This is a genomic window from Streptomyces sp. NPDC050264 (assembly GCF_040655895.1).
Taxonomy (GTDB): Bacteria; Actinomycetota; Actinomycetes; order Streptomycetales; family Streptomycetaceae; genus Streptomyces.
Window position 1 is genome coordinate 17,945 of record NZ_JBFAKV010000038.1, and the last position, 15,640, is coordinate 33,584.

General features: G+C 70.5%; 14 protein-coding genes. 6 read left to right on the forward strand and 8 right to left on the reverse strand.

Annotated elements, in window-relative coordinates; genetic code table 11:
- Positions 1-2: 2 nt before the first annotated feature.
- Positions 3-1,415, reverse strand: coding sequence for a family 2B encapsulin nanocompartment shell protein (locus tag AB0J02_RS40200; protein ID WP_363198864.1), 1,413 nt, complete (start codon positions 1,413-1,415; stop codon positions 3-5).
- A 664-nt stretch (positions 1,416-2,079) separates the two neighbouring features.
- Positions 2,080-3,180, reverse strand: coding sequence for a hypothetical protein (locus AB0J02_RS40205; protein ID WP_363198865.1), 1,101 nt, complete (start codon positions 3,178-3,180; stop codon positions 2,080-2,082).
- A gap of 273 nt (positions 3,181-3,453) precedes the next feature.
- On the opposite strand from AB0J02_RS40205, the gene AB0J02_RS40210 reads away from it, so the two are divergent.
- Positions 3,454-4,080 (forward strand): hypothetical protein, encoded by a 627-nt coding sequence (locus tag AB0J02_RS40210; protein ID WP_363198866.1) that lies wholly within the window; start codon positions 3,454-3,456, stop codon positions 4,078-4,080.
- Between the two features lie 50 nt (positions 4,081-4,130).
- Here AB0J02_RS40210 and AB0J02_RS40215 read toward each other — a convergent pair whose 3' ends face one another.
- On the reverse strand, positions 4,131-4,550 hold the full coding sequence (locus tag AB0J02_RS40215; RefSeq protein WP_363198867.1) for a PPOX class F420-dependent oxidoreductase: 420 nt from the start codon (positions 4,548-4,550) through the stop codon (positions 4,131-4,133).
- Positions 4,551-4,568: 18 nt separating this feature from the next.
- The gene (locus tag AB0J02_RS40220; RefSeq protein ID WP_363198868.1) at positions 4,569-5,537 is read right to left on the reverse strand and encodes a LysR family transcriptional regulator; all 969 of its coding nucleotides are present in this window, start codon (positions 5,535-5,537) and stop codon (positions 4,569-4,571) included.
- Between the two features lie 112 nt (positions 5,538-5,649).
- Here AB0J02_RS40220 and AB0J02_RS40225 point away from each other — a divergent pair, with 112 nt between their 5' ends.
- The 4 genes from AB0J02_RS40225 (at position 5,650) to AB0J02_RS40240 (ending at position 8,920) form a co-directional block, all read left to right on the forward strand.
- The gene (locus AB0J02_RS40225; protein WP_363198869.1) at positions 5,650-6,564 is read left to right on the forward strand and encodes an NAD(P)H-binding protein; all 915 of its coding nucleotides are present in this window, start codon (positions 5,650-5,652) and stop codon (positions 6,562-6,564) included.
- Positions 6,554-6,919, forward strand: a complete 366-nt coding sequence (locus AB0J02_RS40230; RefSeq protein ID WP_363198870.1) for a darcynin family protein — start codon at positions 6,554-6,556, stop codon at positions 6,917-6,919. Before AB0J02_RS40225 ends, AB0J02_RS40230 begins: the two co-directional genes overlap by 11 nt.
- Before the next feature lie 232 nt (positions 6,920-7,151).
- On the forward strand, positions 7,152-7,640 hold the full coding sequence (locus AB0J02_RS40235) for a MarR family transcriptional regulator (RefSeq protein WP_363198871.1): 489 nt from the start codon (positions 7,152-7,154) through the stop codon (positions 7,638-7,640).
- Positions 7,637-8,920, forward strand: a complete 1,284-nt coding sequence (locus AB0J02_RS40240; RefSeq protein ID WP_363198872.1) for an MFS transporter — start codon at positions 7,637-7,639, stop codon at positions 8,918-8,920. Before AB0J02_RS40235 ends, AB0J02_RS40240 begins: the two co-directional genes overlap by 4 nt.
- Before the next feature lie 49 nt (positions 8,921-8,969).
- Here the strand turns inward: AB0J02_RS40240 and AB0J02_RS40245 are convergent, their stop codons facing one another.
- From AB0J02_RS40245 to AB0J02_RS40260, 4 genes are read right to left on the reverse strand one after another with little or no spacing between them, the layout of a single operon-like run.
- Positions 8,970-10,895: a glycogen debranching N-terminal domain-containing protein gene (locus AB0J02_RS40245; RefSeq protein WP_363198873.1), complete on the reverse strand. Its 1,926-nt coding sequence runs from the start codon at positions 10,893-10,895 to the stop codon at positions 8,970-8,972.
- Positions 10,892-12,241 carry a trehalase family glycosidase gene (locus AB0J02_RS40250; RefSeq protein WP_363198874.1) on the reverse strand — a complete coding sequence of 450 codons (1,350 nt, stop codon included), beginning with the start codon at positions 12,239-12,241 and terminating at the stop codon, positions 10,892-10,894. Before AB0J02_RS40250 ends, AB0J02_RS40245 begins: the two co-directional genes overlap by 4 nt.
- Positions 12,238-13,038: a sugar phosphate isomerase/epimerase family protein gene (locus tag AB0J02_RS40255; RefSeq protein WP_363198875.1), complete on the reverse strand. Its 801-nt coding sequence runs from the start codon at positions 13,036-13,038 to the stop codon at positions 12,238-12,240. Before AB0J02_RS40255 ends, AB0J02_RS40250 begins: the two co-directional genes overlap by 4 nt.
- Positions 13,039-13,049: 11 nt before the next feature.
- Positions 13,050-14,096 carry a zinc-binding alcohol dehydrogenase gene (locus AB0J02_RS40260; RefSeq protein WP_363198876.1) on the reverse strand — a complete coding sequence of 349 codons (1,047 nt, stop codon included), beginning with the start codon at positions 14,094-14,096 and terminating at the stop codon, positions 13,050-13,052.
- A gap of 131 nt (positions 14,097-14,227) precedes the next feature.
- Here AB0J02_RS40260 and AB0J02_RS40265 point away from each other — a divergent pair, with 131 nt between their 5' ends.
- Positions 14,228-15,631 carry an extracellular solute-binding protein gene (locus AB0J02_RS40265; protein ID WP_363198877.1) on the forward strand — a complete coding sequence of 468 codons (1,404 nt, stop codon included), beginning with the start codon at positions 14,228-14,230 and terminating at the stop codon, positions 15,629-15,631.
- The last annotated feature ends 9 nt before the right edge of the window (positions 15,632-15,640 follow it).

The following is a 15,640-nucleotide window of genomic DNA, read 5'->3' on the forward strand; positions in this document are numbered from 1 at the left end:
CGCTACTTGGGCCGGCGGGCGATCTGCACGTTCTCCAGAACGCCGACCGCGTCCGGCACGAGGATGGCGGCGGAGTAGTAGGTGCTGACGAGGTAGGAGGTGATCGACTTCTCCTCGACGCCCATGAACCGGACCGACAGCCCCGGTTCGTACTCGTCCGGCAGGCCGGTCTGCCGCAGACCGATGACGCCCTGGTTCTCCTCGCCGGTACGCATGATGAGGATCGAGCTGGTCTGCTCCTTCGTGATGGGGATCTTGTTGCACGGGAGGATCGGGACCCCGCGCCAGGCCGGTACCTGCTGGCCGCCGAGGTCGACGTGGTCCGGGTAGAGCCCGCGCGCGTTGAACCCGCGACCGATCGCCGCGATCGTCCGGGGATGCGCGAGGTAGAACTTCGAACCGCGACGGCGGCAGAGCAGCTCGTCCAGGTCATCCGGCGTCGGCGGGCCGGAGCGCGTCTGGATGCGCTGCTTGAAGTCGGCGTTGTGGAGCAGGCCGAACTCCCGGTTGTTGATGAGCTCGTGCTCCTGGCGCTCGCGCAACGCCTCGATGGTGAGCCGGAGTTGCTCCTTGGTCTGGTTCATCGGCTCGTTGTAGAGGTCGGCGACCCTGGTGTGGACCCGCAGGATCGTCTGCGCGACCGAGAGCTCGTACTCGCGCGGGTTCAGGTCGTAGTCGACGAACGCGCCGGGCAACTCGTGCTCACCCCGGTGGCCGGCCGACATCGCGATCTCCGCCTCACCGCGTCGGTTCTGGCGTCGACGTGAAAGCGACGTGAACTCTTCTACGTGGGCGCGCAGGCTCGGCGCTGTGTCCAGCACTGCCGCGAAGTCGGCGCGCGACAGGGTGAGCAGCGTGCCCGGGGTCTCGGCGACCGCGGTCTGCTCCCAGCTCGCGTCCTCGTCCAGCAGGGCGTCGTCGCCGAACCGGTCGCCGTCCGCGAGTACATCGAGAGCGACTTCGTCGCCGTACTCGCCCACGGCGATCTGGTTGACGCGGCCGTGGGCGATCAGGTGCAGCCGAGTCGCCGGCGCTCCGCGCTCGACCAGTGTCTCGCCGGCCCGGAAGTCGCGTTGCACGCATCGTTCGGCGATCGCGGTCAGCACGTCGATGTCGTCGAAGCCCCGCAGCAGCGCCAGTTCACCGAGCTCACGGGGGATCACCCGGACGTCGGCGCCGTCCTGGACGAACTCCACGCTTCCGTCGCCCACGGTGTAGGTCAGACGACGGTTCACCCGATAGGTCCCGCCCGTGGTCTCCACCCAGGGGAGCATCCGCAGCAGCCAGCGAGAGGTGATCTCCTGCATCTGCGGCGCGGACTTGGTCGTGGTGGAGAGATTGCGGGCCGCCGCCGTGCCCAGGCTGGATTGCCGGGGCGGCTCCAGGCGAGCCTCCGGGGTCGAGTCAACGGTCATCGGGGGAGCTCTCCTTGGTTCGGGCGGCAGCGCGTATGCCTGGGTGCGATCGGGACAACGGGATGAAATGCCGGGATACAGACGGGAATGCATCCAGATTTCGCAAGAACAGTAAGGGCCGCCGCACCAGTTGGACCAAGAAAAGCCGTCGACGTTAACTCGATACGATGACCATGGCCGCCGGATGTTTGCCCAGGTACCGGCGGAACTTGGCCCCGTTTTCGTACGCGCCCCGGGTGCGACAGGCCGGGTTCACTCAGCGCGAGTCCGCCGGCTCGCGGGAGGTCTGAAACGTCGTCCCTCCAGGTCAGCGCGGGCGGCCGGGCTTCGGCGGGACGTCTGCCGCTGCCGTGGCCGTCCGCGTGCGGCACGGCCGACCTCACGTCACGGCATCGGAAACCGGACAGGCGTCGGCCTCGCCGGTCACGCCACTGCCCTGGTGCTTGACGCGTCGGATCGGCCCGCGCCCGTAGACCTCGGCTGGGGCCTGTCTTCGAACTCCCCTCTGCCCGGCGACGCCCGGTACGCACTCTCGCCGCGCCGGGCGCGAAGCCGAGTACGCCCAGTACGCCCCGTACGAGGCCCTGCACCCGGCCCGCCGAGAGCACGCACCGAACGCCGCCGGGGCGCCCTCCGGGAGACGAGGGAAGTGTGAAGACAGGCCCTAGAAGAGGCCGGTGAGCGCGGAGTGCGGAACGTTCTCAAGTGCCTCGCACAGCCACGGGTTGCGAGCGGCCGGAAGCCGGGCCAGCGTGCGTTGGAACGCTCTCCGGTCGGCCCGGAAGAGGCCGGGGTGCGGCGGGAGCGGTTCGTCCCGGAGAACGTCTGCGGGTATGCCGCCCGACGCGGGATGCGGCAGGCCCGGCGGGTGAAGGGCCAACGACAGCCACACCCCCAGCGGCAGCGGCACGAGGGGGACCGATCGGGCCGGGCCGTCAGGCGCCCAGGTCCGGCCCGTCTCCGGATGGACGGGCACGAGGAGGATGTCGGCTCCACCGGCGGGCAGTCCCGGACCGGCCAGGACGGCGCGCCGCGGCGTCGGGCCCGTAGGCAGCAGAGTGTCGAGAGCGCGTTGGAACACTTCCGCGGTCAGGCCGTCAGGGACCTGTACAGGCTGTCCTTCGGAAGCGGCCACTAGATGGGCGAGTGCCCGGCCGGCTGCCGCCTCCCATTGCGGACTCCATGACCAGAAGTGGCTCGTGCCGAGCCGCCCTCCCCAGGTGGCGATCGGTTCGAGCGGAGGGGTGATCTTCCCGTTCTCGGTCAACTCCCGCCAGGAGAGCGGTGCGACGGCGTCCGCGCTGCCGACGCGTAAGCGGTGCACGGCAGTTGGGGTGAACCAGAGGGCCTGCCAGAGCGAGCAGTCGTCGATCCTGGTCGCCACGGGCAGGGCGCACACCTCGCACGCCGTGTTCGGGCCGTCCCTCCCGTCGAGACCGCAGCAGCCACCATCGTTCCGCCCGGGGATCAGGCCGGTGCCCCGCGCGTCTCCCGGTGCGATCGCGACCGCGCCGGGTACGCCGTCGGACAGGGTGGGGACCGGTGCGTAGATGCCCCGGGCCTCCGCCTCGCGCGGATCGATCTCGTCCCACAGCCGCCACGGCGGACCCCAAGGCTCCGGGTCCACGGCGAACGTCCCCGCTTCCATGAGTACGGGAAGCTGAATCCCGTTTCCGTACGACTGGCGGGCGTGGGCCGGAAGACAGACCTGGGACAACGGAGTGGTCAGCTCTGCCTCACACCGCGCACAGACGAAAACGAACAAGGGCCCTCCGCAAGAGAAACAGCGGTATCGTCGCACTCCGGCAGCGGCCGTCCAAGCTGTTTTGCGACCGTCGTCCGTCCGGGTGGCCCGTCAACTGTGGTGCGAAGCGCGGTAGTTGGGAGCCGGGTCGGTCCGCGCCGAAGCACGCCTGGGCCGACTGCTTCCATCCGGCGACGCCGACGCAGGCTGTCACGTCGGCGGTCGAAACCTCGTGGCCAGGCAGGACACAGAAATACCCGTGCGCCTACGAAGGGTCTGCGACATCATCCCGAGATGATCACTGTCCAGCCCGTCCTCGAAGTCCCCAGCCGTGTGGGCTTCGACCTGTGGCCGATCTCGGATGCCGAGCCCTTCACCTTCCTGGCTCTCGATGGACAGCTCACACCGGACGAGGTCAGCACGGCGGTGATGGCTCTGGCCGCTTGCAACGACATCGATCCCTCAGATGACCGCCCGCCGCGCCCCGGCGATCCACTCGGCGGCTTCCTGCACGGACTCCTGACCATGGACCCGCTGTTCGCGGCGGGCGGGCTGCAGGTGATCGACACCGAAACCGGAACCCGTGTGATGCCAGGGTGCTGCACTGGGCTGGAGGACCGAGGCGACTGGTGGGAAGTCCTCGACGGGGACGCTTCCGTGGCGTGGTTCGGCCACGATCCCTCGCCTGCCGCCGAGTGCCACGGCGGCGTCGTCCGCCTCACCGTCGACGCCGAGGCCGACACCGGGCAATGGATCGACGTGGCCGCGGACGAGCTCCGCCGCCTGTTGGCAGCCGCGGAAAGAGATCTCGTCGACTTTCTGGACCTGGCCGCCGTCTGGGCCACCGAGCAGCTGCCGGAGCACTCGGAGCGCGTCGGCGCCGCGCTGGTCCGTGCCTTGGCCGTGCCTCCGCGGAACTGAGTGCGCACATGGCCCGGCCGGCCCCGGGACGGCGACGAGCGTGACCGTGGCTAGACGTCGCGGGCGTGGTTGCCCTGGCCTTCGAGGTGCCAGCTGATGACCCGCTCCGGGTGGATCCGGATGACGTCGTTGCTGAAGAAGTCCGGTGCCACGGGCGGCACTTCGACCACGATCAGTTCCGCACGGCCCCGAATCTCGACGCCGCGCCCCCACCCGGGGGCGACGGCGTCGGGTTCGTCCGGCGGGGTCATGTCGTCGACGACGAACGAGACCTGGGGATGGGCCTTGGCGTTGCGGAACTTACGGCTCTTCGCATTGTCGGGGCCGCCGATGTCGACCGTCCCGTCCTCGTTGAGCCGGAACCCGACCGGGCGCAGGGCCAGGGTCCCGTCCGGGGCGGCGGTGGCCAGTCGGCCGAGCCCCTGGCCGAGCAGATAGGCGCGTTCCTTCGGGGTGAAGATTGAGTCCATGCCGGAAACGCTAAAACCTCAACCCGGGTTGAGTTCAAGTCCTTGCGAAAGCCCTCCGGGCGCATGAAATGTCCGGCGCACCGCGGTGCGGAGCCAGTGGTGGCCCCCGTCGGCCGCGTGGCGGGGGTGCCATGCCATGCCGATGGTCAGCGGTGGCAGGGGCAGAGGGATGTCGAGGAGGCGAAGGCCCAGGGTGGTGGCGGCGTCGGTGAGGGGGGAGGGCGCGGCGCCGGAGAGGGCGGTGGGGATGAGGGCGACGATGTCGCTGCGGGCGGCGAGGGCCATCGCGGCCATGTGGCTGGGGAGGACGACAGCGACGCGTCGGCGGAGGTCCCGCTCGGCCAGTGCGGTGTCCAGGGGACCGGTGAACCGGCCGCGGCGGCTCACCACCACGTGTTCGGCGGCAGCGAGCCGCTCCGGGGTCAGGGCTCCTTCGGTGAGGGGGTGGCCGGGCCGGACTGCCGCCGACATGTGAAGGGTGGCCAGTTCTTCGACCCGGGTCTCGGGGTCGACGTGGTCGATGGACCCGATCTCCAGGTCGATCCGGCCGTCGCGCAGGGCCGGTCCGGCTTCCAGTTCCTCGGCCCGGAACCGCAACGAGATCCCCGGCGCCTCCTGCCGGGCCAGCCGCAGCATCCCCGGGGCCAGCGCGGCGCCGATCAGGTCGGCCGTCTGGAGGGTGAAAGTGCTGCGCAGGACCGCGGGATCGACGCCGGCGCCAGGAGCCAGCAGTGCTCCCAGGCGGTGCACCACCGCGGCCGTCTCCTCGCGCAGGGCCTCGGCTCGCGGGGTGGGGACCATGCTCTGGCCGGCCCGGACCAGCAGCGGGTCCTGGAGGATGCGCCGCAGCCGGGCGAGTGTGCGGCTCATCGCGGCGGGCGACGTGTGCAGCCGGGCCGCGGCACGCGTGACGCTCTCCTCGGTCAGCAAAGCGTGCAACGCGACGGCGAGATTGGCGTCGATGACAGGCTCAGAACTGCTGCTCATAGATGTTATTCCATTTCAGGCAATGATCCCGTGCTCAAGTTCCCATTGTGGCAACACCCTGGTCCTCACCAGGATTGGGGTTGTCCCGATCCGGCACGACCTTGAGGTTTTCATGATCGTCATTACCGCTCCCACCGGGAACATCGGCCGCCGGCTGCTGCCCCTGCTCCTGGACTCCGCCCCCGCCCGCGGCGAGGAATTGCGGGTGGTCGTACGTGACCCCGCCCGCCTCCCCGACGCGGTACGCGAACGCGTCGAGGTGATCACCGGCTCGCACGGCGACGCCGAGGTGGTCGACCGCGCCTTCGAGGGCGCCGACGCCGTGTTCTGGCTCGTCCCGCCGGACGCGTCCCTGACTCCCGAGGACGCCTACTGCGGATTCACCCGGCCTGCCGCGAAGGCACTCGCCGCCCACGGCGTCGGTCACGTCGTCGGCGTCTCCGCGCTCGGCCGCGGCACCTCGGTCGCCCACCGCGCAGGACTCGTCACCGCGACCCTCGCCATGGACGACCTCATCACCGACACCGGCGTGGCCTACCGTGCCCTGGCCAACCCGTCCTTCTTCGACAACCTTCTCGAGGACGCGGACACGATCCGCGAGACGGGCGTCTTCACCGACGCGGTCGACGCAGACCGCAAGGCGCCCCTCGTCGCCGTCGCCGACATCGCGGCCGTCGCCGCAGGCCTGCTGCTGAACCGCTCGTGGTCCGGCAGCGACAGCGTCCCGGTCCTCGGACCCCAGGACCTTTCCCCCGACGACCTGGCCCGCATCATGACCGAAACGCTCGGCCGCCCCGTCCGCTACGAACGCCAGCCGCTCGACGAACTGCACACCAGCCTCGTCGGCTACGGCCTCAACAAGGCGTTCGCCCAGGGCATCGTCGACATGAAGAGGGCCAAGAACGAAGGCCTCGACGCAGGTGTCACCCGCACCCCGGCCACCAGCACCCCCACCACCTTCGAGGACTGGTGCGCCCGGACCCTCAAGCCCGCAGTCCTGTCGGAAGGCACCCGTCATGCCCACTGAGAAGACCACCCCGCCGGTCACCGCGTTCATGCTCATCAAGACCACACCTGAGTGGCTCGCCATGACGCCCCAGGAACGCGTGGACGCGTTCGCCACCCAAGTGGTCCCCGCGATCAAGGCCAAGACCACCGGCGTCCGCTCACGCTTCTACGACACGGAGTTCTACTCCACCCGCGTCACCGACGTCTGGGTCTGGGAAGCCGACGACCACAACGCCTACCAGCTCCTCATCGACGCACTGCGCGAAACCCCGTTCTGGGACCGCTACTTCACGGTCGTCGACCTCCTCGTCGGCACCGAGAACGGCTACGCCCGTGCCTACGGAGTCGACGCCGTCACCACCATCACCACCTGACACCCCTCGTTCTGCGACGCCGAATGTCCCCCGGGCCTCATCGGACCGGAGGGCATCGGCGCGCAGGTCGTGTCCGACGTGCGACGCCGAACCGGCTGTTGCCCGCGGGGGAGACCCGCCACGGTGTGTCTTCCGGTCAGCCCTCCGCGGGCGCGTCGCCGTGGCGCCGGGGCGAGTCGGGCGACTGGTCAAGTGGCACCGGCAATCGCTGCAGCGCTGTTATATTAGCGCTGTGACAATCTCCGACCCCACGGCGCTGCCCGATCCCTGGCAGTCGTTGCACGCGTTGCTGGCCGCCATGGACGCCGAGATCGAGCAGGTCTATCTCGAGCGGGGCATCAAGGGCGTGCGGCCCCGTTTCGCCTATCCGCTGATCCGGCTCGCCCACACCGGGCCGCTGACCATCCGCGAGCTCGCCACGTCACTGAACCGCTCGCACTCCGCGATCAGCCAGACCATCGCCGCCATGCGCAAGGAGGATCTGGTCACCTCCGAGCCGGGAGCCGACGCCCGCACCCGGCGGATCGACCTGACCGAGCGCGGCCGTTCACTGGTGCCCTTCCTGGAGGCCGAGTGGCGCGCCACGCACGCGACGGTCGCCGAGCTGGACGCTGAGGTCCCGCACGCGATGACCGCCGTCGTCGAAGAGGTGCGCAAGGCGCTGGAGCGTCGTTCGATGCGCCGGCGGATCCTGCACCACCTCGTGGAACCACCCCGATGAGGGTGCGCGTCCGGTTCCTCGATACCCGCCCGCTCCGCGGCAGCAGCCCGTTCCGGGCCCTGTGGCTCGGCACCTCGGCATCTCAGCTCGGCGGGCAGATAGCGAACGTGGCGGTGCTGGCCCAGGTCTGGGACCTGACCGGCAGCGCGGTGGGCACCGGCACCATCGGGCTCGCCACGGGAGTGCCGATGATCCTTTTCGGCCTGCTCGGCGGCACCCTGGCCGACACCGTCGACCGTCGCAGAGTGGTACGGGCCGCCACCGCAGGCCAGTTGCTGGCGGCAGCCGGCATGTGTGCCCAGGCGCTGGCGGGCAACCAGAACGTGCTGCTGGTGCTCGCCCTGGTGGCCGCGGGAACCGCCTGCGGCGCTCTCGGCGCTCCTGCCCGGCGCACCTTTCCGGTACGTCTGCTGCCGCCGGACCAGGTCGCGACCGGGCTCGCGCTGACCAACGTCTCTTTCCAGGCAGCGATGCTCGCCGGTCCGGCGCTGGCCGGGCTGATCATCGCCCGCTGGAGTCTTTCCGCGGCCTTCGCCACGCAGGCCGCGGCCGCTCTGGTCTCGCTCCTCTCGCTGATCCGCCTGCCGGCGCTCGAACCCGAGGGCACCGTCTCTCGGGGCAGGCGCCGCCCGTCGCGTGGTGGCTGGCGGATCATCCTGCGGCGCCCGACGCTGTGGGGCTCGATGGCCACCGACCTGTCCGCGACCCTGCTCGCCATGCCCATCGCGTTGTTCCCGATGGTCAACGCGGTCCGCTTCGACAACAACCCGCAGACCCTCGGCCTGTTCCTCTCGGCCGTCGCGGTCGGCGGCATCACGGCCGGCCTGCTCTCCGGCACGGTGACGCGCCTGCGGCGCGGCGGCCTGGTCCAGCTGACGGCGGCCGGCCTCTGGGGTCTGGCGATGATCGGCTTCGGCCTGGCGGGGCCGCTGTGGACGGCACTCGGCTTCCTGGCCGTGGCCGGCGCCGCCGACACCGTATCGGTGGTCACCCGCAGTGCTCTGGTCCAGTTGGAGACCCCGGACGCCTACCGGGGGCGGGTCTCCTCCGTGGAACACGTCATCGGCGTCGCGGGACCCGAACTCGGCAACTTCCGCGGCGGCCTCATCGCATCGGCGACCTCCGCCTCCTTCTCCCTGATCGCCGGCGGCCTGTCCGCGATCGTGGCGACCGCCCTCGTAGCCGCGGCGAATTCCCCTCTGCGCGCCTATCGCACGCCACTGCCCGCCGCGGAGCCGACCGGCTCTGAGACCGCGGACGCGGCGGCGATGCCCGGTTAGGTCTGCCGGGCGTCATTGCGGTTCGCAGATCGCAGCGCCTGCTGCTGGCTCAGGTCGCCCTCAAACGATGCAGCGCGGTGCGCAAGGCCCATGGGGTCGCCGCCGCCCAGGCCTGTGGGGAGCACGAGTGCGGGTAGGGGACCGGGCGTGCGGACGCCGTGCGGTCGTACCCGCCGAGGACCTCGGGCAGGCGGTGGCCGTGGTGGGCCGACGCCGCCGTCAGGCCTGCCACCACTCGCGCGACTTCGTCGGCCAGGCCGTAGCGCGCCAGGCCGAGAGCGATGACGCCGTTGTCGTGGGGCCAGGCGCTGCCGCGGTGATACGAGAGCGGATGGTAGGGCCGCTGGCCCGAGGCCAGGGTGCGGATCGCCCAGCCGGAGAAGAAGTCGGGTTCCAGCAGCCGCCGGCCCGCGCGCCGGGCCCGGTCCTCGTCGAGGATGCCCGACCAGAGCAGGTGTCCCGCGTCCGAGGCGAGCGCGTCGACCTGTTGTCCCGCGCCGTCCAGGGCGAGGGCCGGGAAATCGTCCTCCGCCATCCAGAAATCCCGGCCGAAACGGGCGCGCAGTTCGTCGGCCAGCCGGTCCAACTCCTGTGCGTAGTGCGGGTCGTGCCACACGTGTTCCGCCAGCCGTGCCGTTCGGCGGAGCGCGTCGTAGGCGTAGCCCTGGGCTTCGCACACGGCGATGGGGCCCTTCGCCTGGGTGCCGTCCTTGTGGCAGACGGCGCCTGCGGAGTCCTTCCAGTTCTGGTTGACCAGGCCGCCGGGGTCGGGGGTGTACACCAGGTAGCCGTGCTCGGTGAGGCCGCCGTCGCCGAGGAGCCAGTCGACCGCGGACCGGGCGTGCCGCTCCAGGCGGGTGGCCGGCGCCGCGTCCTTGGTCGTCTCGTAGTGCGCGTGCAACAGCACCAGGAACAGGGGAGTGGCGTCGATCGTCCCGTAGTAGCGGCCGTAGGGGACCTGCCGGAAGTGGGCGAGTTCCCCGTGCCGGATCTCGTGCACGATGCGGCCGGGCTGTTCGCCGCGGAAGGTGTCGTGGCTCTGTCCCTGGGTTGCGGCGAGCGCGCTGAGCGTGCCGGCAGCCAGTTCGGGCCGGTAGGGGAGCATGAAGTACGAGGTGAGCAGCGAGTCGCGGCCGAACAGGGTCAGGAACCAGGGCACACCGGCCGCGGGAACGGTCACGGGCTCGCCGTCCACGCCGGTGGCCGGGATCGTCAACAGGTCCAGGTCGGCGAGGCCTTGGAGGCAGGCCTTGTCCAGGCTGCGATCCAGGTCATCGGAAACCTCGGCGGAGAGAGGGATGTCCGACGCGTCCGTGCTGATCGCGGGGAGGAGGGGGTCGCCGTTCGGGTGTGCGTGGACATTCAGGTGAACGTCGGCTCGGCCGTGCGGTTCCAGGGCGATGCGCCAGGCAAACGTGTGCGGCGCTTCGCCGTTGATACGTGTGTCTTCGGGTGTGGGCGTGGCGCTCACCGTGGTGCGCACGTGCCAGTCGTCCCTGCGGTAGTCGAACGCGAGCCCCGTGTCGGTGCGGTGGGTCCGGTGCGTCGAGCCGGGCTTGGGGTAGTGGCGGTCGTCCGCGCGCAGTTCGAAGGTGTCGGCGAAGTCGGCGGTCAGGGTCAGGACGACGTCGGCGACGAGCGGATCGGGGCTGTTGCTGACGAAACTCAGGACATCGGTGAACGCGCCCGCGGTGACCGCCTGGCGGCGCAGCACCGTGTAGGCGGGCGGGGCGTCGCGGGTGCCCTCGGGGGTCAGGACACATTCGCCGGTGCCGTGCCCGGTGGGTGTGAGCGGGGAGAGGACGACCGGCGCGCTGCCGTCGACGGTGAGCTGCCAGAGGCTCAGGTGGCGGCCGTCGCGGACGAACAGGCCGTCGGGCGTTGTCCCGCGAGTGCCCGTGATGCCGCCGTCGGCGTCGAGGTGTACGAACGTGGCGTCGCGCACCAGTTGGGCGTGGGGGGCGCCGCTGCTCATCGGTGTGCCTCCTGGGTGGTGAGCAGGTCGAGGGTGAGCGCCGCTGTCCACGAGAAGGCGCGGGCGCCGCGTCCCTCGCCCGTGGTCGGGTCGACGTATTCGGCGAACTGCGTGGCTCCGGCCGTCCTGAGGAGCGCCGAGCGGATGCGGTCGGCGTGGGTGTGCCGTCCGTGTGTGCGCAGGCCGCGCTCGACCAGCCAGGCGGTGTTGAACCAGGCGGGGCCGCGCCAGTACCGGGTGGGGTCGAAGACCGGTCCCGCCAGGTCGTAACTCGGGACGAGGTCGGTGGCGTCGGCCCGGAAGTGCGGGCCGTCCAGGGTCGACACCAGGCGGTCCACGAGTTCCGCGGGAAGGCCGGGGGCGATCAGGGGTACCAGCCCGGCCACGCTGCGTTCGCGGATGAGCGTGTCGCTGGTCAGGTCGCGGGCGAGGAACATGCCGGCCTCGTCGTCCCAGAGGCGGCTCACGAGGGCGTCGGTGAGCCGGTCGGCCCGCTGTGTGTGGACCGTGGCGCCTTCACCCACCTGTGTGGCGATCTTCGCGAGGGCGAGCTCGCTGGCGATCAACAGGGCGTTGACGCACGGGTCTTCCAGGGCGAAGGAGGGGCGGGCCGCGCGGTCGTCGTAGCCCGCGTCGCGGTATTCGACGGCGAGTTGGACGTAGCGGCCGTAGTCGAGGTCGGTGGGCCGGTCCGCGGGGTGGCCGTGGTCGAGGTCCGCGCGCCGGAAGGTGGCGGGGGCGGCCGGGGTGACACGGGCCAGCGGGGCGTCCCAGCAGGGGCTGTTGTCCATGCCGGGTTCCCAGGGGTGGACGATGGCGGCGAGGCCGCCCCCGCCCAGGTCACGGGAGTCCGACAGGTAGTTGTGCCAGGCGACGAGCCGCGGGTACAGCCTCGGCAGGAAGTCGCGGCGCCGCGACTCCTCGGTGTCGGCCTCGTGGGTGAGCCAGGCCGCGAGGGCGTGCACCGGCGGCTGGATGATGCCGGAGGTCTCGCGCAGCGTGGGCGCACCGGCCGTGGCGCCCGCGGTGGAGGACCGCCAGAAGTCGGGGCTGGGGAAGTAGGCGCCGTTGGGCACCGAGGCGTTGAAGACGATGTGCGGGACGCGTCCGTCGCCCCACTGAGCGGTGAACAGCGATTCCAGCTCGCGCTGGGCGCGGCGCGCGGACAGGTGCCGCAGACCGATCGCGATGAACGCGGAGTCCCAGCTCCACTGGTGCGGGTAGAGGGTGCGGGAGGGCACGGTGCCGGTGGCCGCCCAGTTGTCGAGGAGGACACGCGTCGCACCGCGCCGCAGGGTCAGGTCTGCGGAGCGGTGCGACGCGGGCCGGTCGAGGAGTGACGTCACGCGCCGGACCCCTTGAGGAACGCGGGCACCGAACGGACCGCCTCGACGGGGTCACCGGTCAGCCGGCACTCGGCGGCGAGGTAGCCGTCGTAGCCGATGGTGTGCAGGGCGTTCAGCCAGGCCGGCCAGTCGAGGTGGCCGGCGCCCGGCTGGAAGCGGTTGGAGTCGGAGACCTGCGCGTGCCCGATGTAGGGGGCGTGGGCCAGGATCGCCGCGGCGGGATCGCTCTCCTCGATGTTCATGTGGTAACTGTCGATGCCGATCCGCACCGAGTCGAGACCCACCGTCTTGATCAGGTCTGCGGCCTGCTCCAGACGGTTGACCATGTGGTCCTCGTACCGGTTGAGCGGTTCGAGGTAGAGGGTGACGCCCTCGGCGGCGGCGTGTTCACCGAGTTCGGTCAGACCGGACAGCAGGATCTCGCGGTCCTGTTCCTCGGAGCGCGGTGGCTCGAAGGGGGGCAGCCGGCGGGAGAACATGCCGTACGAGGCCGGTGTCTGCGCGCCGAGCCCGCCTATCTCCGCGATGACCGTGAGCTGCGACTTCATCTGCTCGATGGCGTCACGGCGCAGGTCGTCGTCGAAGGCGGCGAAGAAGTGCAGCATCTCCACGCACACGGTGGGCATGACGACACCGTCGCTGAGCGCCTGCTTCAACTCCGGGAGGCGGGAGGCGAAGTGGAGGTCGCCCTTGGCGCGCAGTTCGATGGCGTCGTAACCGGCCTGCTGCGCGAAGTCCCACTTCTCCTGGAGGGTGGAGCCGGGCAGCAGCTGTTCCTGGGCAGCGGTCTTCAGCATGTCGGTACCTCTCAGAATTCCAGGACGACCTGGAGGGCGTCGGCGGGGCGCTCGTCGAGCAGGACGTAGGCGTCGGCGGCGTCCGCGACGGGCACGACGTGGCTGACGAGGGACTCCACGTCGACCTGTCCTTCGGCGACCAGGCGCAGGAACGTCTGCTGCAGGCGTTCCACGCTCCAGCGGCAGGACAGCGGGGCCGGTACGCCGCCGATCTGCGAGCAGACGATCTCCACGCGGTTGTGGTGGAACTCGTCGCCAAGGCGCAGCCCGATCGCGTCGCCCTGGTAGAAGCCGGAGGCCACGACGCGACCGCCGACGGTCACCGAGCGGACGGCCTCGTGCAGCGCCGGGTAGGCGCCGCTGATCTCGATGGCCAGGTCGGTGCCGCGGCCCGCGGTCGCCTCGCGGATGGACTCGGCGACAGCGCCGGAGCGGGCGTTGAGGGTGCGGTGGGCGCCGTAGCCCTTCGCCTTCTCCAGCCGGTTGTCCAGCGCGTCGACCGCGGTGACGCGGGCGCCGCTGAGCTGGGCGAGGCGGGTGGCGATGAGGCCGATGACGCCCTGGCCGAAGACGGCGACGTCCTCGCCGAGGTTGATGCCGCCGGCCAGGACCGCGTTGTAGGCGATGGCGCCGACGCGGGCGAACGCCCCGGCCAGCGGCTCGAGTCCGGCGGGCAGGGTGTGGCCGACCATGCGCTCGGCGGGAACGATGCCCTCGCTGCGGTGGCCCCAGATGCCCCACACGAGGTCGCCGACGGCGGGCATACCCGGTGTACCGGTCAACTCCGGGGAGACTTCGGTGACTTCGCCGACCTCGGAGTAGCCCCAGCCGACGACCGGGTAGCTGATTCCGGCCTCGTCGTCGCGGAACAGCCGGGCGTCGGCGTCCCACGTCCGGGTCAGGTAGGGGTTCGTACCACGGTAGGCCGTGAGCTCGGTTCCCGCGGAGATGCCGGAGTAGCGGGTGCGGACACGCAGGTGGCCGGGCGGCAGCCCGGCGCTGTCGTGCTCGGCCACCTCCACTTGGCGGGGACCTGTGAATTGAACGACGCGTTCCACGGACGACTCCGAAAAGAGGTGATGCGGGTGGTGGTTGTGACGACGATATCCTCAACTTATGTCTTGTCAACAGGCAAAAGTAGTGCTGAGATGCGTCACGGATAGACGTAAGTCGGCGATGAGGACAGGCAATGCGCACCAGGACCAAGCGGTCGAAGACGACCGCGGTCGGCGTCACAACGGCTCTGGGTATCGGGCTGCTCGCCGGTTGCTCCACCAGCACAGGGCCGGGCACTCCGGACCGCGAGATCACGGTGTGGTCCCAGGAGAACCTTCCGGACCGGGTCGCCGCGACGCAGAAGATCGTCGACGGGTTCGAGAAGAAGACGGGCGTCAAGGTCCATCTCGTCGGCGTCGACGAGGGGCAGATGCCGCAACTGATCATGTCCGCCGCGGCCTCGGGCCACCTGCCGGACGTGATCGGCGCCGCCCCCATGGGACAGGTCTGGCAGATGTACACCAACGGACTGCTCAACACCGACGTCCCCCGAGAAATCGTCAAGGATCTGGGGCGCGGCACGTTCGACAAGAACGCCCTCGACCTGACCACCGACGGGAACGTGAACCTCGGCGTCCCCTCCGACGCGTGGCTGCAGCTCCTGGTCTACCGCAAGGACCAGTTCGACAGGGCGGGCCTCAAGGCGCCGGACACGTACGCGAAGGCGCTCAAGGCCGCCAAGAAGCTCACCACCGAGGGGCACGACGGCATGTCCGCCGCGACCGACCCCTCGGACGTCTTCACCTCGCAGAGCTTCGAGAGCCTGGCCCTGGCCGACAACTGCCAGCTCGTCGACGAACAGGGCGAGGTCACACTCGACTCGCCGCAGTGCGTCAAGGCGTTCCACACGTATGACCAGCTGGCGCGCGAGTACGGAGCCCCGGGCACCCAGACCGTCGACTCGACGCGCGCCACCTACTTCTCCGGGCGGTCGTCCATGATGATCTGGTCGTCGTTCCTCCTGGACGAGCTCGCGGGCCTGCGCAAGGACGCCCTGCCCAGCTGCAAGGAGTGCGGCGACGACCCGCGGTTCCTCTCCGACAACACAGGCATCGTCACCGCACTGAAGGGCGCGGACTCGGACAAGCCCGCGCAGTTCGGCGAAGTCACGTCCTGGGTGACCACGAAGACCGCCGAGACCGCGGCCTCCCGCGAGTTCATCGAGTACATGATGGGCAGCGGCTACGAGTCGTGGTTCGGCATGGCCGCCGAGGGCAAGATCCCGGTCCGCCACGGCACGGCCGCACAGCCCGACAAGTACGTGGCCGCCTGGCGGCACAGCGAGATCGGCGTCGGCGCCCGCAAGCCGCTCGACGAGGTGTACTCGCCCGAACTCCTCGACCAACTTGCCGACGGCGTCGGCGACATCCGCCGCTGGGGCATCGAGCAAGGAGAAGGCGCCCTGGTCGGCGCCACCAACGGCGAACTGCCCGTGCCCAAGGCCATCGGCTCCATGACCAGCGGCCAGACCTCACCCTCCGACGCCGCCCGGGAAGCCGAGGAAGAGGTCGCGGCCCTCAAGAAGTCCCTGCAGTAGCGGCCCCCC